This window comes from Streptomyces sp. NPDC051105 (assembly GCF_040682795.1).
Lineage (GTDB): Bacteria > Actinomycetota > Actinomycetes > Streptomycetales > Streptomycetaceae > Streptomyces.
On record NZ_JBFBBR010000009.1, the window covers coordinates 130588 to 156883 of the forward strand.

The window sequence follows — 26296 nt, forward strand, 5'->3', positions numbered from 1 at the left end:
CGTCGCTCAGCCCGCGTTCGACGACTCCGACGCCGAGTCGCTCGGGGTGGCGCTCTCGGACGCCTTGTTCTTGCCCTTGGCGCTCTCGCTCGCCGTGGCGCCCGCCGCCGGGGAGCCGGAGGCCGAGGAGGAGGCGGACGAGGACGCGGAGGCCGACGGGACCGCGCTCGGGCCCCAGCCCGTGAAGAAGCTCTCGGCGGGCACGACGAACGCGCGCAGGCTCACGTCACCCGTCCTGCTGAAGGTGAACGTGACCTTCTGCGCGTTGCCGTCCTTGACCGCCTCGCGGCTGCTGCCCAGCACCGCGGAGGCGTTGCCCTTGCCGCCCAGGATCAGCTGGCCGCCGCCCGGAATGGTCAGCGGCTGGGACTTGGTGGCGTGCAGCTCGGCGGTCTTGTTGGTGCCGGCGACGACGATCGACTGAAGCGTCTCCGGCTCGGTGCCGGTGTTGAAGATGGTCGCGGAGACCACGGCCGGGCCGGTCGAGGTGAGGTCGGGCTGGGTGATCACGGTCGCGTTCTGGACCTTGATGTCACCCACACTCGTCGCGGCGTTGTCCGGCCTGATCTCCAGCGTCTGGGAGTTGTTGCCGGCACCGCATGCGGCGAGCGAGGCGACGGAGACGGCGATGGCGGAGGCGGCGAGGGCGCCGCGTCGAAGGCTGCTGCTCACGGCGGCGGCTACTCCTTGAACGCACGGGCGGCTCCTATAAAGCCGCCCTAAGTGTCTGTCAGCGGCCTTAGGTTACCGAGCCGTTCCCGCGTGGCCGCACCCGACCCTCCCCAAGCCCCTCGCTTCTCTCGAGCGGCGGTACCCCCACGGCTCCACAAGTGACTCTCGGGTCACTTTGGGGGGCGCTCGTCAGGCATTCACATAACTCGTTCGCAACACCGCGCGCAAAATTTCCGTGAAGGAATGCGCGACGGCCGGGAAAATTGATCACGTACCGTTCGGTCGGAGGCCTGTGATCAATTCCGGAAACGTCTCCGATCCGACACCGGCAGCCGAACGGAGTAGCGGAAGTCGTACGCTTGGAAGCGGACATATGGGGACGTTCGGCCACTTGGGCGGGTGTCCGGAGGCGTGTAACGTACGCGTTTCACCTCGCCCGAAGAGCCGCTCCGACCTGCGAATACCTGCTTCCGGACGGCTCGCGAAGCACGTTCCTGTTGCTGTTGTCAAGCCCCGAGATATGCCCTGACCTGCGAAAACGCCATTCAGAACCGCCGGTTTCCGTGTTACCCTGGATAGCCACGGAAGGGGTACCTGTCACATGACGTTCAAGGTTGGCGACACCGTGGTCTATCCCCATCACGGGGCCGCGCTGATCGAGGCTATCGAAACTCGCCAGATCAAAGGCGTGGACAAGACCTACTTGGTGCTGAAGGTCGCCCAGGGTGACCTGACGGTACGTGTGCCAGCGGACAATGCGGAGTTCGTCGGCGTGCGTGATGTGGTCGGTCAGGACGGACTGGACCGGGTCTTCGAGGTGCTGCGCGCGCCGTACGCCGAAGAGCCCACGAACTGGTCCCGTCGTTACAAGGCAAACCTGGAGAAGCTCGCCTCCGGCGACGTCATCAAGGTCGCGGAAGTCGTACGTGACCTGTGGCGTCGTGAGCGCGAGCGCGGACTCTCCGCCGGTGAGAAGCGCATGCTCGCCAAGGCCCGCCAGATCCTGGTGAGCGAGCTCGCCCTCGCGGAGAACACGAACGAGGACAAGGCCGAGGCCCTGCTCGACGAGGTCCTCGCGTCCTGACGCCGTCCAACTCGGCACACCGAAACTCCGCACACTGAAATGCCGCGGTGCCCGATGACACACTCTGTCGCCGGGCGCTGCGGCATGTCCGTGCCCGAAACTCGCGCACTCGGAACCCGCGCCGGCGGAGACCCCCGATACTAGGCGTGCCGGGCCCGGGCTGCTGGCTCGACCAGTGTCACGGAAGGGTCCGGTCAAGGCGTCGCGCCCGGCACTTCCCAGGCCATACCCACGCCAGCCCCGCACACAAACCTGACAGGAACCGATGTCTGACGATCCGCGTCCTTCGCGTACGGAACGGCGTACGGAACTGCGTACCGCCGCCGTGATTCCCGCCGCCGGCCGGGGCGTACGGCTCGGTCCGGGCGCCCCCAAGGCGCTGCGCGCGCTGAACGGCACGCCCATGCTCATCCACGCGGTGCGCGCGCTGGCCGCCTCCCGCGCGGTCTCCCTGGTCGTCGTCGTGGCCCCGTCCGACGGCGCGCCCGAGGTCAAGTCCCTCCTCGACGCGCACGCGCTGCCCGACCGCACCGACTTCCTCGTCGTCCCGGGCGGCGAGTCCCGCCAGGAGTCGGTCAAGCTCGGCCTGGACGCACTGCCCCCCGACTACGACATCGTCCTCGTCCACGACGCGGCCCGCCCGCTGGTCCCCGTCGACACCGTCGACGCCGTGATCCAGGCGGTCCGCGACGGCGCCCCCGCGGTCGTCCCCGCCCTTCCCCTCGCTGACACGGTCAAGGAGGTCGAGCCGGCGGCGGTCCAGGGCGACCCCGAGCCGGTCCTCGCCACCCCGGACCGCGCCCGCCTGCGCGCGGTCCAGACCCCGCAGGGTTTCGACCGCACGACGCTGGTCCGCGCCCACGACACGGTCACCGACAACGTCACCGACGACGCCAGCATGGTCGAACAGCTCGGCGAACGGGTCGTGGTCGTCCCCGGCCACGAGGAGGCCTTCAAGGTCACCCGCCCCCTCGACCTGGTCCTCGCGGAGGCGGTCCTGGCCCGCAGGAGGCTGAACGATGGCTTCTGACCAGCCGCTCCTGCCCCGGGTGGGCATCGGCACCGACATCCACGCCTTCGAGGAGGGCCGCGAGCTGTGGTGCGCCGGCCTGAAGTGGGAGGGCGAGGGCCCCGGCCTGGCCGGTCACTCCGACGCGGACGTCGTCGCGCACGCCGCGTGCAACGCGCTGTTCTCGGCGGCGGGCCTGGGCGACCTCGGCCAGCACTTCGGCACCGGGCGCCCGGAGTGGTCGGGCGCGTCGGGGGTGACCCTCCTGACGGAGGCGGCCCGGATCGTCCGCGACGCCGGATTCCTGATCGGGAACATCGCCGTGCAGGTCGTAGGACCGCGCCCGAAGATCGGCAAGCGCCGGGACGAGGCCGAGAAGATCCTTTCGGAGGCGGCGGGGGCTCCGGTTTCGGTTTCGGGGGCTACGACGGACGGCCTCGGATTCCCGGGCAGGGGAGAGGGACTCATGGCGGTGGCAACGGCGTTGGTCGTCAAAGCGACGTGAGTTGAGTGACTCGTTTGGGGGCGCGGGGCTGTATCGATATGCGGCTCCGCCGCGGGGCGCGATCAACCCCCACGAACCCGCACCCGGCAACGGTGCTTTCCATCCGGCGCCACGCACTCCCGTCGGCCCACTACCCTAGGTCTCGTGACCATTCGCCTGTACGACACCAACGCCCGGCAGATCCGTGACTTCGCCCCGCTCGCGCCGGGCTGTGTCTCGATCTACCTCTGTGGTGCCACCGTGCAGGCGGCACCGCACATCGGCCATATCCGCTCCGGCCTGAACTTCGACATCATGCGCCGCTGGTTCGAATACCGCGGCTATGCCGTGACGTTCATCCGGAACGTCACGGACATCGACGACAAGATCATCGCCAAGTCCGCCGACCAGGGCCGTCCCTGGTGGGCGATCGGCTACGAGAACGAGCGCGCGTTCAACGACGGCTACACCGCGCTCGGCTGCCTCCCGCCGACGTACGAGCCCCGCGCGACCGGGCACGTGCCGGAGATGATCGAGATGATGCGCGGGCTGATCGAGCGCGGACACGCCTACGAGGCCGACGGCAACGTCTACTTCGACGTGCGCTCCTACCCGGACTACCTCCAGCTCTCCAACCAGGAGCTGGACAACCTCCGCCAGCCGGAGGGCGAGGGCGAGACCGGCAAGCGGGACCAGCGGGACTTCGCGCTGTGGAAGGCCGTGAAGCCGGGCGAGCCCAGCTGGGAGACGCCGTGGGGCCGCGGCCGGCCCGGCTGGCACCTGGAGTGCTCGGCGATGGCCCACAAGTACCTCGGTGAGGCCTTCGACATCCACGGCGGCGGCCTCGACCTGATCTTCCCGCACCACGAGAACGAGATCGCCCAGGCCAAGGCCTACGGCGACGACTTCGCCCAGTACTGGGTGCACAACGCCTGGGTCACCATGAGCGGCGAGAAGATGTCGAAGTCCCTCGGGAACTCGGTCCTCGTCTCCGAGATGGTCAAGGCGTGGCGCCCGATCGTGCTCCGCTACTACCTCGGCACCCCGCACTACCGCTCGATGATCGAGTACAGCGAGGAGTCGCTGCGCGAGGCCGAGCAGGCGTTCGCCCGGATCGAGGGGTTCGTGCAGCGCGTGGTGGAGCTGGCCGGGGGAGCGGTGGAGCCTTCGACCGAGGTCCCGCCGGCCTTCGCCGAGGCGATGGACGACGATCTGGGCGTCCCGCAGGCGCTGGCCGTCGTGCACACCACCGTCCGGCAGGGCAACAGCGCGCTGGCCGCCGACGACAAGGAAGCGGCCGTCGCCCGCCTCGCCGAGGTCCGTGCCATGCTCGGCGTCCTCGGCCTCGACCCGCTCGCCGCACAGTGGTCCGGTGAGGCCGAGAAGGGCGAAGACCTGCACGGGGTCGTCGACAGTCTCGTACGACTCGTCCTCGACCAGCGCGAGTCCGCCCGCGGCCGCAAGGACTGGGCGACCGCCGACGCCATCCGCGACCAGCTGAACCAGTCCGGTCTCGCGATCGAGGACAGCGCCCAGGGCCCGCGCTGGACCCTGAAGTCCTGACCGCCGGTCAATCAAGATCGACTGTGCCGCCCGGCCCCCCGGGCGGCACACTGCATAAGACGTACGTACGAAACGAAGCTCACGGAGACGGATAACCCATGGCAGCCAACAACCGTCGCATGTCCGGCAAGAAGGGCGCGCAGGTCGGCAGTGGCGGCCAGCGGCGCCGAGGCCTGGAGGGCAAGGGGCCGACCCCGCCCGCCGAGATGCGCAAGGGACACAAGAAGAACCGCATCGCCAACGCCAGGACGAAGCAGACGGTACGCCGTCCCGCGCCGCGCGGCCGGGGCGGCAAGGGCACCTCCGAGCTGGTCGTCGGCCGTAACCCGGTCGTCGAGGCGCTGCGCGAGGGCGTTCCGGCGTCGACCCTCTACGTCCAGCAGTTCATCGACAACGACGAGCGGGTCCGCGAGGCCCTTCAGCTCGCCGCCGAGCGCGGTGGCATCAACCTCATGGAGGCGCCGCGCCCCGAGCTGGACCGGATGACGAACGGCCTCAACCACCAGGGCCTGGTCCTCCAGGTCCCGCCGTACGAGTACGCGCACCCCGAGGACCTGGCGGAGGCCGCGTACGACGAGGGCGTGGACCCGCTGATCGTCGCCCTGGACGGGGTCACCGACCCGCGCAACCTCGGCGCGGTCGTCCGCTCCGTCTCCGCCTTCGGCGGCCATGGCGTGGTCGTGCCCGAGCGGCGCGCGGCCGGGATGACGGCGGGTGCCTGGAAGACGTCGGCCGGTACGGCGGCCCGCACGCCGGTGGCCCGTGCCACGAACCTCACCCGGGCCCTGGAGGCGTACAAGAAGGCCGGCATCGTGGTCGTCGGCCTGGCCGCCGACGGCGAGCACGAGGTCGGTGACCTGGAGGCGCTCTCCGGCCCCGTCGTCATCGTCGTGGGCAGCGAGGGCAAGGGCCTGTCCCGGCTGGTCGGCGAGACCTGCGACTTCCGGGTGCGGATCGCGATGCCGGGTGGTGCCGAGTCGCTCAACGCCGGTGTGGCGGCCGGGATCGTGCTGTACGAGGCGGCCCGGCAGCGGGCCTGACGGCGATACCCGGCGGCGCGCCGCCGGGGCTGAACAAACGTCCGTAACCTCACCCGCACGGGGTAATTCCGGCGTCCTGCGCATCCTTGACGGGGTCCGGACACTTCGGGGCGGTCAAAGCAGTGTCCTAACTCCACGTCACTCGGTTAGATGAGTGTGGACACCAGAACACCCCGCACACCCACGGGGGACCGCTCGCCGGGATTCCGCTCCGGATTCACTTCCGGGCCCGACGACGCTCCCGCGCTGAGCATGGTGAAGGTGCCGAGCGATCCGGCGCAGGTCATCGTCAACCACGCGAGTTTCCGCGTGCAGTTGGGCGTATCGACACGGCGTGCCCAATCTCCCCGGGTCGCACGGCACCTGAGCGCCACCGAGGACACCGCGCGTATTCCGGTCGCCGGCACGGCGGGCAGAGCGGGGGCGGCGCCCGGCCGGCGCCGCCCGGTCGTGTGGAGCGGCAAGTCCGCGCCCGACGACACCGGAGCCCACCGGCTGCTCCAGGCCGTCCGCGGCGGCAGCGTCCGGTACGCCGAGGAATCCGTCGAACCGGCCGGCGCGACCCAGGTCATCCCGCGCGTCGACGACGGCTACGGCGACCTCGTGCAGACCGTCGAGACCCCGCTGGTCGGCCATCCGCGCTCCCCGGCCTCGGGCGAGTCCCGGCTGCTGCCGCCCATGCGGACGACGGGCAGCGCCTACGACGAACCGGCCTACGGCGAACCGGGCTACGACGAACCGGGCTACGCCGACGACGAGTTCGAGGACTTCGAGGAGCCGTCGTCGAGCAGGCGGCACGGCGACGACCCGGCCCGGCACGCCTACTATCCCGGCCGCCGGATGAACCTGGGCGTGGTCCTGCTCCCGCTCCGGATCTTCCTCGGCTTCATCTCTATCTACGCCGGCATGGGCAAGCTGTGCGACCCCGTCTACTTCGACGGCGGCAAGCGCGGCTCCATGGTCACCTGGCTCAACACGCTGCACCCCTGGGACGTCGCCGAGCCGCTGCGTCAGTTCGCCCTCCAGCACCCGGTCGGCTCCGGCCTGGTGATCGCCTTCTTCCAGGTGATCGTCGGCGTGCTGACCGTCCTCGGCTGCTGGCAGCGGGTGGCCGCGGTGGTCGGCGCCCTGCTCTCCGCCGCGCTCATCGTCACCGTCAGCTGGAAGACCGTCCCCGCCTACGACGCCCCCGACATCATCTATCTCGCCGCCTGGTCCCCGCTGATCATCGCCGGCGCCCCCGTCTACTCCGTCGACGGCCGCCTCGCGGGCAGTGCCTGGCGACGCCTGGGCCCGCACTCCGACATCTGGGACCTGCGCGCCTACGTGCTCCGCCGCGGCGCCCTGATCACCGCCATCACCATCGGCCTCACCCTCCTCGTCGGTTCCCTCCTGGGCGGCGCGGTCCGCGACTCCAGCCGCGTGGTCGTCCCCGGCCCCGGCGAGGCCCCCCGCAACAACCTCCCGGGCTCCCCGCTGCCCGGCGAGACGGCCAAGCACCGGAAGCAGACCCCGTCACCCTCCAGGGCCCCCTCGGGCGGTGCCACGGCGAGCCCTTCGCAGGCGGCGACCACGCCGGGCGCCGACCGCACCACGAGCGGTGCCACCACCACGACTCCCAGCCAGACCCAGGGCACCACGGGCCACGCCCCGCCCCAGCACACGGCTCCCGCACCGACCACGGCCGGCCCGACCTCGGGCGGCACCGCGACCGGCGGCGCGTCCTCGACGGGCGGCACGGGCAGCACCGGCGGCGGCTCGACGTCCTCGGGCCAGCCGGGCCTGGTGGGCGGCCTGCTGGGCTAGCACGGCCACCTCATGGTGATGGGCCCCACGCCGCAAGGCGTGGGGCCCATCACCATGAGGAAAAAAGAAGGGCGAGCATGAGGAAAAAGAAGGGTGAGGGGGAGAACGGCTGTATCCCTCCCCGGTCTACCGACCCAGCGCCGCCAGTTCCTTCGCCGCCTCCGTCAGGTCCTTCGCCGTGTCGATCGCCCGCCAGTACGCCCCCTGCGGAATCGGGAACCCGGCCAGCCGCCGGCTCCGCGCGAGGTGCGGGAAGGTCGTCCGCTCGTGGTCCCCCCGTTCGGGAAGCATCTCGGCGAACTCCGGCGAGAAGACGTACACACCCGCGTTGATCTCGAACGTCGACGGCGGCGCCTCGATGAAGTCCGTGATGTGCCCGAAGCCGTCCGTCTGCACGGCGCCCCACGGGATCCGCGGCCGGGCGAGCGCGAGCGTCGCCACCGCGTCCCGCTCCGTGTGGAAGTCGGCCATGTCGCGCAGCGAGAACCGCGTCCAGATGTCGCCGTTCGTCGCGTACCAGGGCCGGTCGGTGTGGGGCAGATGCGCGGCCGCGTACCTCAGGCCGCCGCCCCGGCCCAGCGGCTCGCTCTCCACCACCGTGGTGACGGAGAGGGGCAGGTCGGCCGAGTCCAGCCACTTCTGCAGGACGTCGGCGAGGTGGCCGCAGGAGACCACCACGTCCGTGACGCCCTCCTCGGCGAGCCAGGTCAACTGATGGCCGATGATCGGCGTGCCCGTACCCGGGATCTCGACCATCGGCTTGGGCCGGTCGTCGGTGTACGGACGAAGCCGTGAGCCCTGGCCACCGGCCAGGACCACGGCTTGAGTGGGGCGCAACGCGGCGTTCGGATGGGTCATGCCCCGAACTGTACGACGCGCCCCGGGGTCGGCTTCCCGGCCCTAGGAAGGCCCTTAAGGAGCCGTTACCCGCTTACCGACCGGTGTTCAGCTGTGCGCGGCCAGCACGCCGGACGCGAAGGACGTGTCGCAGACCGGGCGGGCGTACGACTGGGCGCGCGAGGCGCCGTAGATGCGCACCGCGGCCCGGCCCAGCGCGCGGGCGATGGACGAGCAGTGCTCGGCCAGCGACGGGTGGCCGTTGACCGCCTGCTGGAGGTGGGTGAGGACCTGGCCCGGGTTCTTGTCCTGGAGCTCGGTCATCAACTGCTCGCGCAGGACGTCCTGGGGGGCCCGCGAGACGGCCTTGGAGGAGACGTCGGCGTCGGTCACGTCGGTCGCGGTGAGCACCGAGTTCCGCGGGCTTCCCGTCCAGTTGACGCGGGTGACGGCGAGGGTCCCGGAGAGCACCAGGACGACGGGCAGGACGAGGGCGAGAGTGCGGCCGATCCGGCGGGCAGGGCCGCCCCGATGGCCGCGTCGCGTCTGAGGGGTGGTGGAGTGCTTCACGCGTGTGAGGGTAGCGTGCGGTAATGATTTGGCGACATTTAGTCACCGATTCGGGGGATGGGGAAGTGCCCTGTTTCGGGTACGGGGTTGACGTACACGGCTCGAAAACCACCCGCTTGCGGGGGTAGATCGGGGCAATGGAAAGGGCCCCGCAGCAGGCTGCGGGGCCCTTTCCGTCAACCTGGGCAAGTTCACCCTGGTCAGAGGTTTCTCAGCTTGATCGGCCCGTGGGCTCGGTCAGTCGGATCGGCCCGTCGGATCCGTCAGTCGGATCCGTCAGTCGGCTCGGTCAGTCGGAGAGACGCTCGCCCGTGGAGGTCGAGAACACGTGGGTCTCGCCCGGCCGCGGCACGACGTGCAGCGTGGCGCCCTTCTCCGGGACCGCGCGGCCGCTGACGCGGACGACCAGGTCCTTGAGGTCGTCGCCGACCTTGGCGCTGCCGTAGACGTAGCCGTCGGCGCCCAGCTCCTCGACGACGTTCACGGAGACCGCGAGACCCGCGGGGGCGTCCTCGGTGTCCTTGGAGAGGGCGGACGCGACCTCGCCGTTGTGCTCGACGATGTCGAAGTGCTCGGGACGGACGCCGACGGTCACCGTGCGGTCACCCTTGTCGGTGGCGGCCTGGAGCGCCTCACGGTTGACGGGGACCACGCTGTTGCCGAACTTCACACCGCCGTCGGTGATCGGGACCTCGACCAGGTTCATGGCGGGGGAGCCGATGAAGCCGGCGACGAAGAGGTTGGCCGGGCGGTCGTACATGTTGCGCGGCGAGTCGACCTGCTGGAGCAGACCGTCCTTGAGCACGGCCACCCGGTCGCCCATCGTCATGGCCTCGACCTGGTCGTGGGTGACGTACACGGTGGTGATGCCGAGGCGGCGCTGCAGCGACGCGATCTGCGTACGGGTCGAGACACGGAGCTTGGCGTCCAGGTTGGACAGCGGCTCGTCCATGAGGAAGACCTGGGGCTCACGCACGATGGCGCGGCCCATCGCGACACGCTGGCGCTGACCGCCGGAGAGCGCCTTCGGCTTGCGGTCCAGGTACTCGGTGAGGTCGAGGATCTTCGCGGCCTCCTCGACCTTCTGCCGGATCTCCGCCTTGTTCACGCCGGCGATCTTGAGCGCGAAGCCCATGTTGTCGGCGACCGTCATGTGCGGGTAGAGGGCGTAGTTCTGGAACACCATGGCGATGTCCCGGTCCTTCGGCGGCAGGTGCGTGACGTCGCGGTCACCGATGCGGATGGCGCCGCCGTTGACGTCCTCCAGCCCGGCGAGCATCCGCAGCGAGGTGGACTTGCCGCAACCCGACGGGCCGACCAGGACGAGGAACTCGCCGTCCTCGATCGCGATGTCGAGGCCGTCGACGGCGGGCTTGGTGGAACCCGGGTAGATCCGGGTCGCCTTGTCGAACGTGACAGTGGCCATGGCTCAGAGGCCCCCTTCTACCGGCAGGAACGTGCCGGACGATCCGTTGTAGGAAGGTGGTTGGTGTAGTCCACGTGAGTGAACTGGCTCTGGACGGTACCCGGCGTTCACCCCGTATGTCAGTACCTGGACCCCTGTGAACTTCGCGGAAATTTTCGACAGGGCCGGCTCGGGAGCTGGGTACACTGCACTGGCACGCATCTCAGGATGCCTGCACGCCTCCTTAGCTCAGCTGGTCAGAGCGCCGCTCTTGTAAAGCGAAGGTCGTCGGTTCGAATCCGACAGGGGGCTCCTTCACTGCCTCGGACAACGCCCCCGCGATCCATGATCACGGGGGCGTTGACGGCAGTTCTTGACGGCAGTCGGCTCTGGTGGAAGCAGCCCTGCTGCTCGGCAGGCGAACAGGCGAGGCCGGGTCAGGGGTCCCCGTGCCATGACGGCGATGTGCACCGACCCGTCGCCGCCACGCCGAAGGCCCTCAGGCGCGCGCACGCACGGTAACGGCGGAAAGCCTGGATGGCGACGACGCCGAAGCCCGATCTCGACGACACGCGACGGGGTTGCCGACGCGGGCCGGCTATCGGCGCACATGGCCGACCACCGCCGAACGTCACAGTGCTGGTGCGGGGCTCAAACCCTAGAATCGAACACATGAGCGAGATGCTGCCACCGGACCCCGCGCGCCTGCGCGTGATCCTCGCGCACCTCGACAAGCAGATGGCCGACCACGAGACCGTCGGCATCTACCTGCGGCTCCAGCGCGACGCCGTCCAGGCGGCGATCTCCCGCGCCGAACTCCGGGCCGTTTCGAAGCCCGTCGTATCGGCGCCCAAGCGGCCCCCGGGGGCTCGTCGCGACCTCGGCGGCCAACCGTCGAGCGGATACGTCGTCGAACGGAACAACCCGCGCGACGCCACAGAGGGGGCCGTCATCCACACCGCCGGCTGCGCCAGGGTGCCGCATGACGCACGTCCCGCCGGGATCGAGACCGTCCGCGAGGCCCTTGCGAACGACCCGCGCTTCTTCACGGCGTGCGAGCGCTGCCGGCCGGACACCGCGCTGGGCATCGACGTCGCCTAGGTTCCTGGCGGCAGCTTCAGCGAAGGTGCTCACAACCGAGCCCTCGGCCCCCTCCCGGGGTGCCAGATGGCGTACGGCCGGTTCCCTGCGGTTGGGGGCGCGCGGCCCTGCTGACCTGCAGAGGCCCGCCGGCCGCACCCGCCCCCGCTCCGAATCCAGACGTCCGTGCGGTTCCCCAGCAGTCCGCTATTCGCCTGCGGGCCGCCATCGTGCCGTCTCGCGAAGCGTGATCCATATGGACCAACCTGTTATCACGCAGGCGATAGCCATGACGATGGAAACAGCCGCGCCCGCCAGGGGCAGAGGAACGCCCTGCGCGTTGATCGGCGGCTTCAGCATCGGCAACGTAAGGAGAAGCGCGAAACCCGCGCCGGCCGCCACGGCGATCGTGAAGCCGCCGAGGAAAACCAGGAGGGCCGTTCGGACGAATACTCGTCGGCTGCCCGCAATCACCACCACCGGTGCCATGGACCGGCCGAATCGAAGGAACTCGGCCATGCTCGCGAGACAGGTCGTGAACGCCAGCAACATGACGGTACCCAGGGCGAAAAGGGGCAGCCACCAGCCCTGCTCCTGGTAGAGAGCGAGACCTGATGTCCATTCGGTCCCCGGGGGATCCGCGGTCCATCCGGGCAGTAGGTGAGCATTGGCCAGTCGCTTGATCTCGGGTCCGGACACTTTCTGTCCGGGCTGGGCGACGATGTACAACCAGGCGAGTCCGTTCGGGGACGTCACCGGGCCCACGGTCGTCGCCGCGTCGGCCGGGCGGCCCGAGGTGGTGACGGAGGCCAGGGCACGTCCTCGCGCCGACGTCGTGTTGGCCGTGGTGACGCTCACCTGTCGTCGAGCTCCGGGCAGCGGGAGGCCCGCCTGCCGCAGTGCCGCCCGCGAGCCACTGATCTGCAGGGTCAGCTGTCCGGCCATCGGGGAGCTGGGCTCGTACACCGCCAGTTCGGCGAGTCCGTCGGGCAAGGAGTCGACGAAAGAACGGAGTCGCTGGGCTGAGTTCCTGTCGACCCCTTGGACCTTGATGACCGAGTCCGAGAGCACCTGCTGCACCTGACGTGCGCCGGCTTCGCTGGGACTGACTCTGTTGTTCCAGGTGTACAACTGGGCGGAGACGCCCATGACCATGACGACGCTGACGATGACTCGGGCGAGCGCGGCGGGCTTGGTCGCCAGCCAGCGTCCGGCCAGCAACGAGGAAGCGCTGGAGGACCGGCGACCCCACGCGGCCAGCGCCTTTCCGCAGCGGGCGGTGAACAGTGCCAGTGCTGAGGGCAGTGAGCACAGGGCGAGCAACGCGCCCACGGTGTAGGGCACCAGGAAGAGGAACTCTTTGTCGTCGAACCCGAGCAGCCCGGGACCGTAGAAGGCGACGCCCAGGGCGAGTGGACACAGCCACGCCGCGGTGCGCAGGAGCGACCGGCGGTCCCGTGCGACCGGCCGCACATGAGGTGACACCGACATTCGAGGCTGCACGGTCAGGGCCACGGCTGTGACGACGACTGCCGCGGCGATGGCACAGATGTAGAGCGACGTCGCATGCTTCTGCACATAGCCTGCGGTCATGACGTAGTCGACGCCGGGGAGAGGCCAGTTCGTCCCTTGGTAGATCCACAAGGTCAGGCAGGCGAGGGCGCTGCCGACAAGGACGGGGGGGCCGGCTTCTCCGAGGTCGATCAGCAGCCGGTGGCGGCGTCCCATACCCAGGGCGTGCAGCACGGCCTGCCGTCGGTCCCGGGCTGCCGACCCGGTGCGAGCGGCGATGACGGTGAGGCACAGGGCGGGAGTGAGCCACGTCGCGGCGATCAGGACGTAGAAGCCTGTGGCCGGCTGGACGGACGCCGGCTCGCCGAAGAGCATTCCGGCGGCGTCGCCCCACCCCTTGACGTACAACCCTTCTTTCACGTGACCGGTTGGCCGCACGTAAATCAGGTGTTCGGCGGTACTTGCCAGGCCGTTGGCCTCGAACGGCACGTCCATCGAACCGAAGCGGGTGGCGATCTCCTCGTCGGCACCGGCCGCAAGAGCACCGTAGGAGACGGCCGAGTGCCCGGGTGCGGGCCAGGAACGCAGACCTGGCGGCGGTGTGGCGTTCTCGGTGAGGGGCTCCACGTAGATGACGGAGTACTGTTCGCCGCCGATGGTGTCGAACGACTCCTGCCAGCGCGCGATCGCCTCGGCTTTGTGTGACTCGGACACCACCTGGGGACTGCGAGCCGCTTGAACGGTGTCACGTCCCTCGTAGGTGGCGACGACTACGACGTATGCGGCCAAGGAGACGGCGACCGCGAACGTGGCGGCGCAGAGGGCGACCAGGCGGAGCCGCCCGCTCTCCGTACCCAGCGCGGCGCTGCGGCCGATGCGCAGCAGGGCATTCGTCAGTCCGGTGGAGGTGCGGGCTGCTTTGTGTCGCCTCATACCGCTACCGCCCCGCCCTGAGGCAGCAGTTGCCCGTGTCGCAGTTCCAGCTGCCTGTCCGCTCGCGCCGCCACCGAGGCGTCGTGAGTGACCACGAGGAGCCCGCAGTTCCACCGCGGCGGGAGGGAGAAGAGGAGGTCGGCCACGCTCTCCCGGTTGTCCTCGTCCAGCGCTCCGGTTGGTTCATCGGCGAGGAGCAGGGCCGGCTCGTTGATCAGGGCACGAGCGAGCGCCGTTCGTTGCCGTTCACCTCCGGACAGGTCCGCGGTGTCGCAGTGGTACACGGGGACGCCCAGCTCTGTCAGCAGCTCTTCCGCGCGCTGGTATGCGGCCCTTCTGTCACCGCCCTTGAGAAGGGCAGCCAGGGCGACGTTCTCCACCGGGGAGAGTTCGTTGAGCAGTTCGGCGAACTGGAAGACCATGCCGATGGTGTCGCGGCGATGACGCGCCAGCTTTCCGGTGCTCAGGCGTGTGATGTCCTTGCCGGCGATGTCGATCTGACCAGCCCTTGGCCTGACCAGCCCGAGCAGGCACGCGAGGAGAGTGGATTTGCCGCTCCCGGACGGGCCGGTGATGGCGACGGACTCGCCCGCCCGGATCGTGAGTTCGGCCGAGTCGAGCAGAGTGCGACCGGGGATCTCGTACTGCAGACCAACCGCTTTCAGGACGCGTTGGGTCGTCGGTGCCGAAGGGCCCGGGAAGGAGGTTGCGGGAATCATTGGCGCTTTCTGGGGAAGGGGGAACAGCACCGCATCCCCCGGAGAGCTGCAGGCTCCGGGGGATGCGGGCATGAGACCGTTAAGTCCGTGTTGTCGCTACTGGCTCGTACTTAGCTGACCCAGCCGCTGTACTTGTCGGCGCCCGTCAGCTCCTGCTCCTCGATGCGGGCCTTCAGGATCGAGCTGCCGGTGTCGCTCGAGTTGCACGTGTAAGAGCCGGTCTTCACCCAGATCGTGCGCAGGGTGCTGGAGCTGGCGCTCCGGTAGTACTGCACCGCGACGGAGTGGTTGTCCGTCGAGGAGTCGCAGACCTGGGCAACCGCCCGGTTGTAGTAGGTGTCGGCGTAGCCGGCGCCATCCATCGAGACGTGGATCTCGGCCGCCGCGGCCGGGGTCGCGATGGCCACCCCGCCACCGACGATCAGGGCGGCTGCGAAAAGCTGCTTGACGTGCATCAGGTACTCCTTTGAAATGCCGTACAAATACACACCGAAGTTCTGGTGAACAGTTGTTCGCGCTCCGGTGCAGCCGTCAAGATCGCATACAAGCGGTTGACGTGTCCACACAGATCCCCACGTGGGGCGACATGGGAGGGGGGATGTGTGAGTGTTCTGTGACGTTTCGTCGCCGAGTTCCGGGCCGGGGTGGCCGGTGTGCGCCGGGTCAGCGAGGAGCGTGCGGTAGCCGGGCGGATGCTTCTCGGGGCGGCGGGCGCCGTCGATGGAGGTGGCCGCGCGGGCGGCGACGCCCTGGGCGGTGAGGACGTCGTCCTCGCTGAAGGGGTCGGAGTCGCCGCCGCGCAGCAGCATCACGGTGCCGACACCGCGGCCGGCCTGGGCGGTCCCCCTTCTCCCCTCGTCTGCGGCGGGGTGGCGCGACGCATCCTCAGGCCCGGCAGGTGTGATCTATCAGTCAGGCGGCGACCGTCCTCGTCGGCTTGCTGGCCGCCGTGCCGTCCTTGTGGCCCGTGCGGTGGGCCGTGACCTTCACGGTCACCTTCTTGCCCTTCTGGGCCGCCTTCAGGGTCAGCGTGGACTTGGTGGCCCCGCTGATCGCCTTGCCGTTCGCGTACCACTGGTACGTGTACGAGGTCGCCGCCGGGCTCCAGGTACCGTGCGCCGCCGTCAGCTTCCTCCCCACCTTGGCGGGGCCGCTGACCGTCGGCTGCTTGGTCGCCTTCGGCGCGTCCCCCTTCGCGACCGTCACCGCTGCCGAGGTCGCCGACCCGCTCAGCCAGCCGCTCTTGACGGCCGTCACGGTCACCGTGAGCTTCTTGCCGAGCAGGGCCGCCGGGACGGTGTACGACGCGGCGGTCGCGCCGGAGATCGCCTTGCCGTCGGCGTTCCACTGGTACGTGTAGGAGCCCGGGGTCGCCGACCAGCTCCCGGTCGTGGCCGTGACCTTGGCGGCGACCTTGGCCGTGCCGGTGATCTTCGGTGCGGCCGTGCTGGCCAGCTGGGCCTGGGTCACCGTGAAGGAGCCGCGCGGGTACTCGCAGCACGTGGTGAACACGCTGACGTTCCAGGTGCCGGCCGCCGCGCCCGTCAGGTCCAGGGTGGCCGTCACCGAGCGGTTGTCGGCGGCGACCGAGTCGGCCTTCGCGGAGACGGTCCTGCCGGAAAGGCTCAGCCGTACCTCGGTGTTCGCGCCGAGGGCGGTACCGGTGACGGTCACCTTGACCTTCGTACCGCTCACGCCGGTGGCCGGGCTGATCCCGGTGACGCTCACCTTGTCGGTGCCGCACAGGGTGGACTGGCAGGCCAGCCGGGCGCTGTAGGCGGTGCCGGACGTGGTCTCGGGGAGGCCGAGCAGGAACACGGTCGGGGTGAGCGCCGTGGACGAGCCGAGCGTGGCGCAGTCGTAGCCCTCGCCGTCCTCGCCGAGGTAGCGGGTGCAGCCGTTGCGCCAGGACGTCGTGTTGTACAGCGCCGGTACGGCCTTGGCGGTCGTGCCGGTGGTGTCCTTGATGTCGGCGGAGAAACGGTCCAGGCCGGCGGTCGGCAGGACCGCGCAGACGGCGCTGTGCGCCTCGTCGAGGGTGCCGGTGACCGGGCCGTACCCGTAGGACACGGACGGGACCCTGGTGCACTCGGGTGCGGGGCCGTCGGCCGTCGCGATGCGCAGGGCGTCCAGGTGGTACTCGGGGGCGGCCTTCAGGTCGGCCGGGGTCTGGACGAGCACCTGGTGGGTGGTGGAGCCGGTGACCGCGCAGGAGCTGTTGCGGAAGGAGCACTCGACCTTGCCGTCACCGCCGATCACCGCCATGTTCGCCGTGCCCAGCGCGTCCCGCACGTTGACGTGGACGACGTCGGTGGCGGCCGGGGTGGTGACCTGGACGCAGTCGACGGTGCCGGCGGCGCCGGCCGTGCCCTTCACCGAGGGGCCGCCGACCTTGGCCGCCGCGGTCGTCGTGCAGCCCGCCGAGGCGGCGGTGGCGGTGACGTCCCGGCGGGTCAGGGTGTAGGCGGCGGCCTGGTCGCGGCCGGTGACCAGCACGGTGTGGGCCTTGCCCGGGGTCAGCGAGCACACCGTCCAGCCGCTGGTGGTGGGGATGTGGTCGCAGACCTTCTTGCCGGTGGCGTCCAGCACCGAGAACCTCGCCGGTACGGCGCCGGAGGTGGCGGTCAGCTGGAACAACTCGGTGCCGGTGTGGGCGTCCGCCGGGATGCTCAGGCACCGGGAGAAGACGCCGTCGCCGGTGGCGAAGGCGGCCTTGGCGCCGTCGGCGGTGAAGCTGCCGGCGGGCAGGACGGGGCAGTCACCCGCGGCGTCGGTGCGGTACAGGGCGAGGGCGTAGGGGCCGGTCGCGCCCTCGGCCTGGTTCTCGGTGTGCACCAGTGTCCGGTAGGGCGCGGTGCCGGTGAGTGCGCAGTTGCCGTCCGAGATCTCCTGCACGGTGCACTGGGCGGTGCCGTCCCGGTCGAGGACCTCCAGGTCGGCCTCGACACCCGAGGAGGCGAGCGGTCTGAGGACGGCGATCCGGGCGTTCTGCGGGGCGGGCAGGGTCAGGCAGTCGTACTGGCCGGGCGTGCTCAGCTCGCCCTGGTGCAGGCCGTACCCGGTGGTCACGCACCCGGCGTCGGAGGCGCGGTCGAGGACGACCAGGGCCTGGCGGGCGGAGCCCTCGGGGATCGCGGTGTAGGTGCCGGCCGCGGGCACCCGGCACGGGTCGGTGCCGTGGCACACGGTCCTGCCGTCCGTGTCGTAGACCTGGACGGGGCCGGTGGCGCGGTCCTCGTTCACGTAGTGGACGGTGTACAGGCCGGCCTTGTCGGTGGTGAAGGTGTAGCAGCCGCCGACGGTGAGGTCCTGCGGGTCCAGGGCGCCGTAGGGGCGGACGGGGGTGGTGGTGCAGCCCTGGGGGTCGTTCAGGCGGCGGGCGGTGACCGTGTAGTCGGCCGGGAAGCCGCCGTCCGTGGAGGCCACCTGGGAGATCACCCGGTAGGGGCCGCTGCCGGGCAGCACACAGCTGACCTCGCCGTCCTCCGGGAAGTGCGGGCAGATCCGGGCGCCGGTCGCGTCGGTGAGCCACGCGGTCGCGTCGCCGTAGACCCTGGTGACGGCGGTGAGCCGGATGCGCTCGCCGGGCCGGGCGTCGATGCCCTGGCAGTCGACCTCGATCGGGCTCACGCTGGTGCGCGTGGTGAGCGGCTGGTCCCAGTTGGTGCCGGCGGCCTCGAAGCAGCCCGGCGTGGCCGAGCCGAGCGGGACGACGGTGACCTGGGCGTCCTCCGGGTCCACCCAGCCGCTGTTGACGACCGTGAGGGTGTAGGTCCCGGCCGCGGGCACCTGGCAGCGGCCCTGCTCGGAGAACTCCTCGTCGTAGCAGTCCACCTGGGTGCCGTCCGCGGCGGCCAGCTGGGTGTACGCCTCGTGGTGGCTGTCGTCCAGCGACACCATGTACAGGCCCGCCTCCGGGGCCGTCACGGTGAAGCAGGCCGTCTCCTGGGCCGGGACGGTCGCCTTGCCGACGGCGTCCCCGGGGTCGCCGAAGGCCGCGAGGGCCAGTGGCGCGCACACCGGGTCGTCGGCGCGGGCGGACCCGGCGCCGGTGAGCGTGAGAAGCGAGGCGAGCAGGGCGACGACGAGGACGGGCACGGCGGTGAGCCGCCCGGGTCTCGCCGACGGACCGAAACCGGTGTCGGGCACGGGGTGCGCCATCAATTCCCCCCTGGAATACGAATGTTGGGGCGATGGTCGCACACAGGTGTGACACAGCCTCAACGGGTTTCCAGGGGCGCCCGCGCCCGCGGTGTGTCAGTGCCGTCCCGCCACCCGGTCCGCGACCCGCGCCAGCCGGGACGACTCGGCGCTCGGGTGGAGCCGTTCGCGCTGGTCGGCGGCGCGGTAGGTGGCGTACATGCCCTGGACGCCCAGCCAGCGGAACGGCTCCGGCTCCCACTTGCGGACCTTGTGGTTCACCCACGGCAGCTCGGTCAGCCCGGTGCGCCCGCCCTGCCCGGAGTCGAGCTGCACCAGGTCCCGCAGGGTCCGGGCGGCGAGGTTGGTGGTGGCGACACCGGAGCCGACGTACCCGCCCGCCCAGCCGAGCCCCGTCGCACGGTCCAGGGTGACGGTCGCGCACCAGTCCCGCGGCACCCCGAGCACCCCGGACCAGGCGTGCTCGATCCCCACCCCCGCCAGGCTCGGGAAGAACCGCACGAGAATCTCGCGCAATGCCTCGATCGTCGCCTGCTGTGTCCGCCCGTCGTTGTCCGTCCGGGACCCGAACCGGTACGGCACCCCGCGCCCGCCGAGCGCGATCCGCCCGTCGGCCGTGCGCTGGGCGTACATGTAGGCGTGCGCCATGTCCCCGAGGGTCTCCAGGCCCGCCCAGCCCACCGACTCCCACTGTTCCCCGGTCAGCGGCTCGGTGGCGATCATCGAGGAGTTCATCGGCAGCCAGGTGCGCTTCTGGCCCTTGAGGTTCGCGGTGAAGCCCTCGGTGCAGCGCAGGACGTAGGAGGCACGGACCGTGCCGTACGGGGTGACGGCGTGCCTGGGCCGGATCTCGGTCACCGGGGTCGACTCGTGGATCCGCACCCCCAGGTCCGCCACGGCCGCGACCAGGCCCTTCACCAGCTTCACGGGGTGCAGCCGGGCGCCGTGCGGGGTCCAGGTCGAGCCGACCGCGTCGGCGATCCGGATCCGCTCCCGGGTCGCCCCGGCGCCGTACAGCTCGCGGTCCTTCTCGCCGTACGACAGCTCGTGCTCGTGGAAGGCCTTCAGGCGGGCCAGCTGGGCCGGGGTGGTGGCCACCTCGAGCACCCCGCCCTTGTGCAGATCGGCGTCGATGCCCTCCGCCTCCGCGACCGAGACGACCTCGTCGACCGTCTCGTTCATGGCCTTCTGCAGGCGTACGGCGGCCTCGTGGCCGTGCAGCGCGGCGTACCGGTCGCGGCCGGCGATGCCGTTGTAGAGCCAGCCGCCGTTGCGGCCGGAGGCGCCGTAGCCGCAGAACTTCTGCTCCAGGACCGTGATCCGGAGGAAGGGGGCGGCCTTCTTCAGGTAGTACGCGGTCCACAGGCCGGTGTACCCGCCGCCGACGATCACGACGTCCGCGGTGGCGTCCCCGTCGAGCGGCTCCCGCACCGCCGGGAGGCCGTCGTCCGCGTACCAGAAGGAGATGCCGCCGTTGACGACACTGCTTGCCGAGCTGCTCATGGCCGGACGTTAACCCTTGAGGGCGGCCAGTGTCTCCTTCGGATTCCATGCTTTTCCGCGGCCTCTGACCAGCGGATAGCAGGCGAGACCGATCAGCGTGGCGACGAAATGTCCGAGGTCGGTGAAGGTGGGCGACTCGGTCAGCGGCAGCCCGTAGACGAGCAGGACGACCGCGACGTACGCGTACCGCCAGGGCGTCGCGATCCGGTACGCGAGCACCGCCATTACCCCGGCCAGTGCGTAACTGACCCCGATGTCCAGGGTGTTGACCGCGGTGTACGGGGCGATGCCGTCATGGATCCCCTTCAGCAGCGCACCCTCGCTGATCAGGGTGGCCAGCACGTGCGCGGCCGCACACACCGCCAGCCAGCGCCCGGTACCGAGCCAGCGTTCCGCCGGCGCGTGGAAGACGGTGTACAGGAAGGCGTACGGCACCCAGTGGCCGCCCTCGATCCACATCGCACTGGCGACCAGCACCCGCACCGGGTTGTCCGACAGCTCACGGATGTTGGTGGACCGCTGCCGCAGGAACTGCTGCTCGAACTCGGGTGACATGTGGTGCAGCGCGACGGTCGTCACGAAGAGAATCGCCAGCCAGACGTACGTGCCGGGGGCACTGCGGACATACGCCCACACCCTGCCGCCGAGGCCCCGGAAAATTCGCATGAGGTGATTTATGCACGGCCGTAACGTCGGGTGGGTGATTGACATTCCGGATGAGCTGATCGCCCGGCACGAAGGCACGGCGGACCGCACCTTCGTCGCCGCACTGCCCGGACGGGCCGAGCGGTTCCTGGACGAGTGGGGGCTGCGGCTCGACGGGCCCTCGATGTGCGGCCGCTGTGCGCTGGTCCTGCCGGTGCTGCGGGTCGGTGACGGCTCGCGGGCGGTGCTCAAGCTCCAGGACGTCGACGAGGAGACCGTCGGAGAACCGGTCGCGCTGCGGGCCTGGGGCGGGGACGGGGCCGTCCGGCTCCTCGACGCCGACGACGAGACCGGCACCCTGCTGCTCGAACGGCTCCGGTCAAGGCCGGGTCGGCCCCGCCTTCCGTTGTCAGTGGCGGGCTGCAAGATGGGGGCATGGCGAGGACAGCGGCCGGCGGGACCGGCGCAGGCAGGGTGAAGGGCGCGCGGCGGCCGGAGGTGCGGCTGCCCGAGCTGGAACCCTGGAGCGGCGGCGGGCTGGAGCCGGACGGGGACTACGACGGGCTGGAGTTCCGGGAGGCGGACTTCGTCGGGCAGGACGGCGCGGGCGCCCGGTTCATGGACTGCGCGCTGACGGGCTGCGCCTTCGACGAGACGGGACTGCGCCACGCCCGGCTGCTGGACACCGTCGTCACCGGGGCGAGAGGCGTCGGCACCGACCTCTCCGACGCGACCCTGCGCGACGTCGAGCTGGTCGACGCCCGCCTGGGCGGCACCCAGTTGCACGGTTCCGTGCTGGAGCGCGTGGTGATCCGCGGCGGCAAGATCGACTACCTCAACCTGCGCACGGCCAAGCTCAGAGACGTGGTCTTCGAGGGCTGCGTCCTGGTGGAACCGGACTTCGGCGACGCCGTCCTGGAGCGGGTGGAGTTCATCGACTGCACCCTGAAGGAGGCCGACTTCACCGGGGTGACGATGAAGGACGTCGATCTGCGGGGCGCCGCGTCCCTGGAGATCGGCAGAGGGGTGGAGCGACTGGCCGGGGCGGTGATCAGCATGTCCCAACTGCTGGACCTGGCACCGGTGCTGGCCGTGCAGCTGGGGATCCGCGTGGAGGGGTGAGCCCGGCCGCGGTGCTCAGTCCGGGGGCGTGGCCGCGGCCGTCTTCCGCAGGCCCAGGTGGTCGTCCGGGTCCTGGAGGCGGTCCTGCTGGGCGGCCAGCATGCGTCGGACCACCGGTTCCGGCATCCGGATCACCACCGGCCGGGGCAGGGTCAGCTCCCGTACGGCGGTGCCGGTACGGCCGGGGCGCAGCCGGTTGCCCACCCTCGCCACCACCCGTACGTCCAGCGTGAACTGCACCAGGACCAATGCGGACTTGGGCTTGTGCAGCGGCATCGAACCTGACGCGTTCACCGCCGCGTCGGCCGCGCCGCCGCTGCCACCGGCGTTGCCGATCAGCTGGTTGAGGCGGAACTCGTCGGCGTTGAGCAGCCCCGCGCCCGCCAGGCCGCGCGCCGACCCGCCGTGCCCGGCGGCGCTCTGACCGTCCGTCTGGGTGGGCCGGGGCGCGTCCAGGTGGCTCTGACCCACCGTCTCGAAGGTCATCTTGTCGCCGACGCCCAGCACCCGCCCGTCCCGCAGCCGCGCGTGCAGGGACGCCCGCAGGTCCTGGCCCGCAGCTCCCGTGGCGTGCACCGGCGGCAGCTCCGCCCCGGCGGAGGTCAGCAGCGGCAGCGCCGCGATCAGCCACTCGGTGGAGACGGCCTCGGTCAGGGTGTACGCGGCGGCCTGGCCCCTGGTCCGGAAGCGGTCGCCGCCGCCCGCCTCCCGGACCGCGTTGCTGACCAGCTCCCGTACCTGCGGGGCTCCCTGGAAACCGTTCACCTGTGCCTCCATCGGCAGCCGCACACCCGCGGAGCGCCAGCCGCCCAGCGCGGCCGGGCGGTCGTCCTGCGGACCGGGAGCGGGCGCCACCGGCTGCCGGCGCGGCGCCGGCAGCCGGCCGAGGGCGGCCAGGTCCTTCTCCGGCACGCGGTGGGTCAGCGCCTGGCGGCCCAGGGAGACCAGCGCCAGCCGGCGGTCGCCGCGGTGCAGTTCGAGGGTCGCCTCGATCGGCACCCGCATCTTCGTCGACTTCGCGGTCTTCGCCTCCGCGACCGTCTTCATGCCGAGCTGGCCGCGGCCGACCGCGCCGGAGCGCCGCGAGCCGCCGGAGCCGATGCCGAGTCCCGCCGCCCCGCCCATGCTCTTCAGCTGCCCGGCGCCGCCGTCCGGTTTGCCGGAGCCGGCGAAGATCCCCTCCGCCCGCTCTGGGCGTTGCCGGTGACACCGGAGTGGCTGCGCACCAGCCAGTCGTCGGTGTCGCCGAGGTAACCGGTCTCGCGGAGCTGCCCTCGGACGCGGAGCTGCACGTCGTGCGCGTGCAGGGTGGTCTTGCGGCGCAGCCGCACCCGGATGCCGGTCGTGGTCAGCTGGTCCTTGTTGACCCGCAGGTTGGTCTCGGACAGGGCGGCCATCAGCTCGCGGTGGTTGCGCCGCTGGAGCGCGGCCTCCTCCTTGCTCGGCGCCGAAGCCACCGCATCCGTACCGAAGGAGGGCAGATAGCCGGTCAGCCGGGGGTCGGTCGCGAACAGCTCCTGTACGGCCCGGACCATGGGGCCGGTGTCGAGCTGGCTGAGGGTGACGCTGGAGCCCATGGCGCCGAAGGGGAGGTGCCGCTCGACGTCGACCTCGTGGCCGTTCTCGTCGGTCCGCCTGGGCTTCTCGACGAACTCCCCGGCCTCGGTGCCGGGCGGCAGCGGCAGCCCGAGGGACCGCGCCTCGTCGGCCCGCAGGCTCATCCACACCCGCATCGCGTGCCGGGCGACCCGGGTCCCGGGGCGAAGGATCATCTCGGCCGAGCGCGGTCCCGTGCCCTCCGCGGTGAACTGGACGCTCGCCAGGTAGAGCACCTTGTCGCCGCGCACCTCCGCGCCCTGACGGCTCGACACGGTCTGCTCGGCCACCGTGAACCGCGCCTTGCGGGCCGCCGCGACCGGCATGGCCGTGGCCCGCACGACGGCGGCGTTGCCGGCCGCTCCGACACCGATGGCCGGGCCCAGGCCGCCGGTGACGGCACGCCCCTTGCCCGCGCTCTCGGTGACCGTGTGCTGGGTCTGCTGATGGGTGCGCAGCTGGGTCCCGCCGGTGCCCCAGGCGGGCGCCAGGCCGGTGATCTCGGCACGCAGGCGGTAGCTGCCCACGCTGCTGCCGTCCTTGGACGCCAGGTCCTCGCCGGTGACGCCGTCGCGCAGCAGCCGGGGCATGTCCTCCAGGACGGTCGCCGTGGAGGTCGCCTCGTAGAGCCGGGCGCGGCCGGGTGCGCCGGGTGCGGTGAGAGAGGGGTGCAGGACGGCGGCGACCGCGTCGAAGAGCCCGCCGCCGCCCTGGTGCGGGGCCGCGCTGACGGTCACCGCGACCGGGGCCATGGAGTCGGCGAGCGAGACGCCCCGGGCGGTGTCCGCCTGGAGGGGCTGCGGAGCGGCGGGCGCCGCGGTGCCCGCCGGGACGAGGTGTTCGGTGGGCACGCGCTGGGTGAGGGTCCCCGAGCCGTGGAAGGTCTGCGCGGGCCGCGCCGCGTGCTGGGCGCCCTGCTTCTTGATCCGTACGCCGTACCGCACCTTGCGCGGTGCCTCGACCGAGCCCTTCTCGCTGCGCAGCACCCGCGGTTCGGCCACGTTGCGCTGGCTGCGGGACTCCCGGGAGGACTGCCAGGGCTGCGCGTTCGCCAGGCCGGCGCCGCCCAGCCACAGCCCCGGTACGACGGGCGCGAGCCCGAAGGCCATGCCGCCCAGGCCCTTGCTCGTCCCGCCGCTCGCGGTGGTCGCGACGGTGGCGGCGGTGTTGTGCTGGACGTCGACCTTGGTGTCCTTGCCCTCGGCCTCGTCCACCGCGGCGAGCGGCGCTCCGTCCGGGTCCGGCACGGTGTTCGCGAGCAGGTCGCTGGGATGGAAGACCGGCGGCCGGTCGTCGGGGGCGCGGGAGACGGTGACGGTGACGTCGAACCACTCCTTGCCGGTCTTGCCCTGGACGGCGAAGGCGCGGCCCTGCCCGTAGAACGACTCGGGGCGTCCGGCCAGCTCGGCGCCGATGTCGGCGACCGCGCCGTCGCCGTGCCCGACGACGGCGGCCACCGCGTTCCGTACGAACTCGTGCCCGGTCAGCCCGTACGCCGTGGACAGCCCGGCGGCCTGGAAGTCCATCAGGTACGGCGGCAGCACGAGTCCCGGCGCGGTGCGTTCCTCCTCGATGGGGGCCACGGGCGCCACCGGCCGGCTGCGTACCGCCGACGGCCGTAAGACGCCCTTCCCCTTGGCGTCCTGAAGCGCCTGCGTGGTGGCCGCGTTCCCGGCGGTCCCCATGAGGGCGAGCAGAGCGTGTTCCGTGGGCCCGACGGGCACGGTGGAGCCTATGGGCACGGTGGAGCCGATGGGCTTGGCGGTGCCCGGTGCCCGGGCGGCCTCGGAAGAGGCGTCCTTTCCGCTGTCGCCTGCCTGTCGCTGCGTCCGCACGGAGTCAACGTAAAGGCGGCCGGGTCAGGCGGAACGCCTTCCGGGGACACCCGCCTCACTTGTCACTCCCGCCTGGGCGGGCGGTCAACTCCCGTACATCCGGGGGTCGTTCAACCGCCCGGAAGGCGCCCGGAAGGCGCCCGGAAAGGCGGGGCGGGAGGGCGTCCGGGAGGGCGGGGCGCGCGAGGGCGCCCGGGAGGGCGGGGCGGGAGGGCTACGACACCCTCGGGAAACGGGCCTGGAGCGTCCAGATCGCCGGGTTGTCGGCCAGGCCCTCGTGCATGTCGGTCAGGTCGGCGATCAGATCGTGCAGGAAGTCCCGTGCCTCCCGGCGCAGTTCTGCGTGGGAGAAGGTGAGCGGAGGCTCCTCGGCCGGCATCCAGTCCGCCTCGACGTCCACCCAGCCGAAGCGGCGCTCGAAGAGCATGCGGTCGGTGGACTCGGTGAAGTCGAGCTCCGCGTGCTGGGGGCGGGCGGCCCGGGACCCCGCCGGGTCGCGGTCGATCCGTTCCACGATGTCGCACAGCGCCCACGCGAAGTCGAGCACCGGCACCCATCCCCAGGCTGTGGACAGCTCCCGGTCCGCCTTGGTGTCCGCGAGGTAGACGTCCCCGCAGAACAGGTCGTGGCGCAGCGCGTGGACGTCCACCCGCCGGTAGTCGGTCTGGGGCGGGTCCGGGAACCGGTTGGAGAGGGCGTAGCCGATGTCGAGCACGTCGT

General features: G+C 71.1%; 21 protein-coding genes, 1 tRNA gene and 1 pseudogene. 10 read left to right on the forward strand and 13 right to left on the reverse strand.

All coding sequences use genetic code 11. The features are described 5' to 3' along the window. Positions 1–6 precede the first annotated feature (6 nt). Positions 7–672: a DUF461 domain-containing protein gene (locus AB0N16_RS23085; RefSeq protein ID WP_365799532.1), complete on the reverse strand. Its 666-nt coding sequence runs from the start codon at positions 670–672 to the stop codon at positions 7–9. Positions 673–1273: 601 nt separating this feature from the next. Here AB0N16_RS23085 and AB0N16_RS23090 point away from each other — a divergent pair. The 6 genes from AB0N16_RS23090 (at position 1274) to AB0N16_RS23115 (ending at position 7658) form a co-directional block, all read left to right on the forward strand. Beyond that, positions 1274–1756 carry a CarD family transcriptional regulator gene (locus tag AB0N16_RS23090; protein ID WP_003953493.1) on the forward strand — a complete coding sequence of 161 codons (483 nt, stop codon included), beginning with the start codon at positions 1274–1276 and terminating at the stop codon, positions 1754–1756. A 265-nt stretch (positions 1757–2021) separates the two neighbouring features. Then, positions 2022–2786: a 2-C-methyl-D-erythritol 4-phosphate cytidylyltransferase gene (gene ispD, locus AB0N16_RS23095; RefSeq protein WP_365799533.1), complete on the forward strand. Its 765-nt coding sequence runs from the start codon at positions 2022–2024 to the stop codon at positions 2784–2786. After that, entirely contained in the window at positions 2776–3270 is a 495-nt protein-coding gene (gene ispF, locus AB0N16_RS23100; RefSeq protein WP_365799535.1) for a 2-C-methyl-D-erythritol 2,4-cyclodiphosphate synthase, read from the forward strand. Before ispD ends, ispF begins: the two co-directional genes overlap by 11 nt. A gap of 144 nt (positions 3271–3414) precedes the next feature. Further along, positions 3415–4812 (forward strand): cysteine--tRNA ligase, encoded by a 1398-nt coding sequence (cysS, locus tag AB0N16_RS23105; protein ID WP_365799537.1) that lies wholly within the window; start codon positions 3415–3417, stop codon positions 4810–4812. A gap of 98 nt (positions 4813–4910) precedes the next feature. Continuing rightward, a complete protein-coding gene (gene rlmB / locus AB0N16_RS23110) occupies positions 4911–5852 on the forward strand; it encodes a 23S rRNA (guanosine(2251)-2'-O)-methyltransferase RlmB (protein WP_365799539.1) in 942 nt (313 codons plus the stop codon). Positions 5853–6002: 150 nt separating this feature from the next. Next, positions 6003–7658: a DoxX family protein gene (locus tag AB0N16_RS23115; protein ID WP_365799541.1), complete on the forward strand. Its 1656-nt coding sequence runs from the start codon at positions 6003–6005 to the stop codon at positions 7656–7658. A gap of 126 nt (positions 7659–7784) precedes the next feature. Here the strand turns inward: AB0N16_RS23115 and AB0N16_RS23120 are convergent, their stop codons facing one another. From AB0N16_RS23120 to ugpC, 3 genes are all read right to left on the reverse strand, one after another. Continuing rightward, positions 7785–8516 carry a nucleotidyltransferase family protein gene (locus AB0N16_RS23120; protein WP_362561466.1) on the reverse strand — a complete coding sequence of 244 codons (732 nt, stop codon included), beginning with the start codon at positions 8514–8516 and terminating at the stop codon, positions 7785–7787. An 87-nt stretch (positions 8517–8603) separates the two neighbouring features. Next, entirely contained in the window at positions 8604–9065 is a 462-nt protein-coding gene (locus AB0N16_RS23125; protein WP_365799543.1) for a hypothetical protein, read from the reverse strand. 289 nt (positions 9066–9354) lie between these two features. Further along, positions 9355–10491: a sn-glycerol-3-phosphate ABC transporter ATP-binding protein UgpC gene (gene ugpC / locus AB0N16_RS23130; RefSeq protein WP_365799545.1), complete on the reverse strand. Its 1137-nt coding sequence runs from the start codon at positions 10489–10491 to the stop codon at positions 9355–9357. A gap of 217 nt (positions 10492–10708) precedes the next feature. Here ugpC and AB0N16_RS23135 point away from each other — a divergent pair. After that, positions 10709–10782, forward strand: a tRNA-Thr gene (locus AB0N16_RS23135). Positions 10783–11142: 360 nt separating this feature from the next. Next, on the forward strand, positions 11143–11571 hold the full coding sequence (locus AB0N16_RS23140; protein ID WP_365799547.1) for a DUF6233 domain-containing protein: 429 nt from the start codon (positions 11143–11145) through the stop codon (positions 11569–11571). A gap of 186 nt (positions 11572–11757) precedes the next feature. Here AB0N16_RS23140 and AB0N16_RS23145 read toward each other — a convergent pair whose 3' ends face one another. The 6 genes from AB0N16_RS23145 to AB0N16_RS23170 form a co-directional block, all read right to left on the reverse strand. Then, positions 11758–13995: a hypothetical protein gene (locus AB0N16_RS23145; protein WP_365799549.1), complete on the reverse strand. Its 2238-nt coding sequence runs from the start codon at positions 13993–13995 to the stop codon at positions 11758–11760. Next, positions 13992–14714, reverse strand: a complete 723-nt coding sequence (locus tag AB0N16_RS23150) for an ABC transporter ATP-binding protein (protein ID WP_365799551.1) — start codon at positions 14712–14714, stop codon at positions 13992–13994. The genes AB0N16_RS23145 and AB0N16_RS23150 overlap by 4 nt, the downstream gene beginning before the upstream one ends. Before the next feature lie 110 nt (positions 14715–14824). Next, entirely contained in the window at positions 14825–15169 is a 345-nt protein-coding gene (locus AB0N16_RS23155) for a hypothetical protein (protein ID WP_365799553.1), read from the reverse strand. A gap of 457 nt (positions 15170–15626) precedes the next feature. Further along, positions 15627–18875: a Tat pathway signal protein gene (locus AB0N16_RS23160; RefSeq protein ID WP_365799555.1), complete on the reverse strand. Its 3249-nt coding sequence runs from the start codon at positions 18873–18875 to the stop codon at positions 15627–15629. Positions 18876–18971: 96 nt separating this feature from the next. Beyond that, positions 18972–20378, reverse strand: a complete 1407-nt coding sequence (locus AB0N16_RS23165; protein WP_365799557.1) for an FAD-binding oxidoreductase — start codon at positions 20376–20378, stop codon at positions 18972–18974. Positions 20379–20387: 9 nt separating this feature from the next. Further along, the gene (locus AB0N16_RS23170) at positions 20388–21044 is read right to left on the reverse strand and encodes a rhomboid-like protein (RefSeq protein ID WP_365799559.1); all 657 of its coding nucleotides are present in this window, start codon (positions 21042–21044) and stop codon (positions 20388–20390) included. Between the two features lie 34 nt (positions 21045–21078). Here AB0N16_RS23170 and AB0N16_RS23175 point away from each other — a divergent pair. Together AB0N16_RS23175 and AB0N16_RS23180 are read left to right on the forward strand one after the other, a co-directional pair. Next, positions 21079–21399 (forward strand): annotated as a pseudogene (locus tag AB0N16_RS23175) (aminoglycoside phosphotransferase family protein); the annotation flags it as partial. A 59-nt stretch (positions 21400–21458) separates the two neighbouring features. Beyond that, positions 21459–22145: a pentapeptide repeat-containing protein gene (locus tag AB0N16_RS23180; protein WP_365799561.1), complete on the forward strand. Its 687-nt coding sequence runs from the start codon at positions 21459–21461 to the stop codon at positions 22143–22145. Positions 22146–22160: 15 nt separating this feature from the next. Here the strand turns inward: AB0N16_RS23180 and AB0N16_RS23185 are convergent, their stop codons facing one another. The 3 genes from AB0N16_RS23185 to AB0N16_RS23195 all read right to left on the reverse strand — a co-directional run bounded on the left by AB0N16_RS23185 (position 22161) and on the right by AB0N16_RS23195 (position 26291). After that, entirely contained in the window at positions 22161–23270 is a 1110-nt protein-coding gene (locus AB0N16_RS23185; RefSeq protein WP_365799563.1) for a hypothetical protein, read from the reverse strand. 5 nt (positions 23271–23275) lie between these two features. Further along, positions 23276–25576, reverse strand: a complete 2301-nt coding sequence (locus tag AB0N16_RS23190) for a hypothetical protein (protein WP_365799565.1) — start codon at positions 25574–25576, stop codon at positions 23276–23278. A 214-nt stretch (positions 25577–25790) separates the two neighbouring features. After that, positions 25791–26291, reverse strand: coding sequence for a hypothetical protein (locus AB0N16_RS23195; protein ID WP_365799989.1), 501 nt, complete (start codon positions 26289–26291; stop codon positions 25791–25793). Between the last annotated feature and the right edge of the window lie 5 nt (positions 26292–26296).

Excerpts from the sequence above, each read along its gene's own strand:
- AB0N16_RS23170 (WP_365799559.1), bottom strand. The coding sequence starts at position 21,044 with ATGCGAATTTTCCGGGGCCTCGGCGGCAGGGTGTGGGCGTATGTCCGC.
- AB0N16_RS23155 (WP_365799553.1), bottom strand. The coding sequence starts at position 15,169 with ATGCACGTCAAGCAGCTTTTCGCAGCCGCCCTGATCGTCGGTGGCGGG.
- AB0N16_RS23180 (WP_365799561.1), top strand. The coding sequence starts at position 21,459 with ATGGCGAGGACAGCGGCCGGCGGGACCGGCGCAGGCAGGGTGAAGGGC.
- AB0N16_RS23115 (WP_365799541.1), top strand. The coding sequence starts at position 6,003 with ATGAGTGTGGACACCAGAACACCCCGCACACCCACGGGGGACCGCTCG.
- AB0N16_RS23150 (WP_365799551.1), bottom strand. The coding sequence starts at position 14,714 with ATGATTCCCGCAACCTCCTTCCCGGGCCCTTCGGCACCGACGACCCAA.
- AB0N16_RS23160 (WP_365799555.1), bottom strand. The coding sequence starts at position 18,875 with ATGGCGCACCCCGTGCCCGACACCGGTTTCGGTCCGTCGGCGAGACCC.
- AB0N16_RS23090 (WP_003953493.1), top strand. The coding sequence starts at position 1,274 with ATGACGTTCAAGGTTGGCGACACCGTGGTCTATCCCCATCACGGGGCC.
- ispF (WP_365799535.1), top strand. The coding sequence starts at position 2,776 with ATGGCTTCTGACCAGCCGCTCCTGCCCCGGGTGGGCATCGGCACCGAC.
- AB0N16_RS23120 (WP_362561466.1), bottom strand. The coding sequence starts at position 8,516 with ATGACCCATCCGAACGCCGCGTTGCGCCCCACTCAAGCCGTGGTCCTG.
- AB0N16_RS23165 (WP_365799557.1), bottom strand. The coding sequence starts at position 20,378 with ATGAGCAGCTCGGCAAGCAGTGTCGTCAACGGCGGCATCTCCTTCTGG.
- rlmB (WP_365799539.1), top strand. The coding sequence starts at position 4,911 with ATGGCAGCCAACAACCGTCGCATGTCCGGCAAGAAGGGCGCGCAGGTC.
- ugpC (WP_365799545.1), bottom strand. The coding sequence starts at position 10,491 with ATGGCCACTGTCACGTTCGACAAGGCGACCCGGATCTACCCGGGTTCC.
- AB0N16_RS23145 (WP_365799549.1), bottom strand. The coding sequence starts at position 13,995 with ATGAGGCGACACAAAGCAGCCCGCACCTCCACCGGACTGACGAATGCC.
- ispD (WP_365799533.1), top strand. The coding sequence starts at position 2,022 with ATGTCTGACGATCCGCGTCCTTCGCGTACGGAACGGCGTACGGAACTG.
- AB0N16_RS23140 (WP_365799547.1), top strand. The coding sequence starts at position 11,143 with ATGAGCGAGATGCTGCCACCGGACCCCGCGCGCCTGCGCGTGATCCTC.
- AB0N16_RS23185 (WP_365799563.1), bottom strand. The coding sequence starts at position 23,270 with ATGGGCGGGGCGGCGGGACTCGGCATCGGCTCCGGCGGCTCGCGGCGC.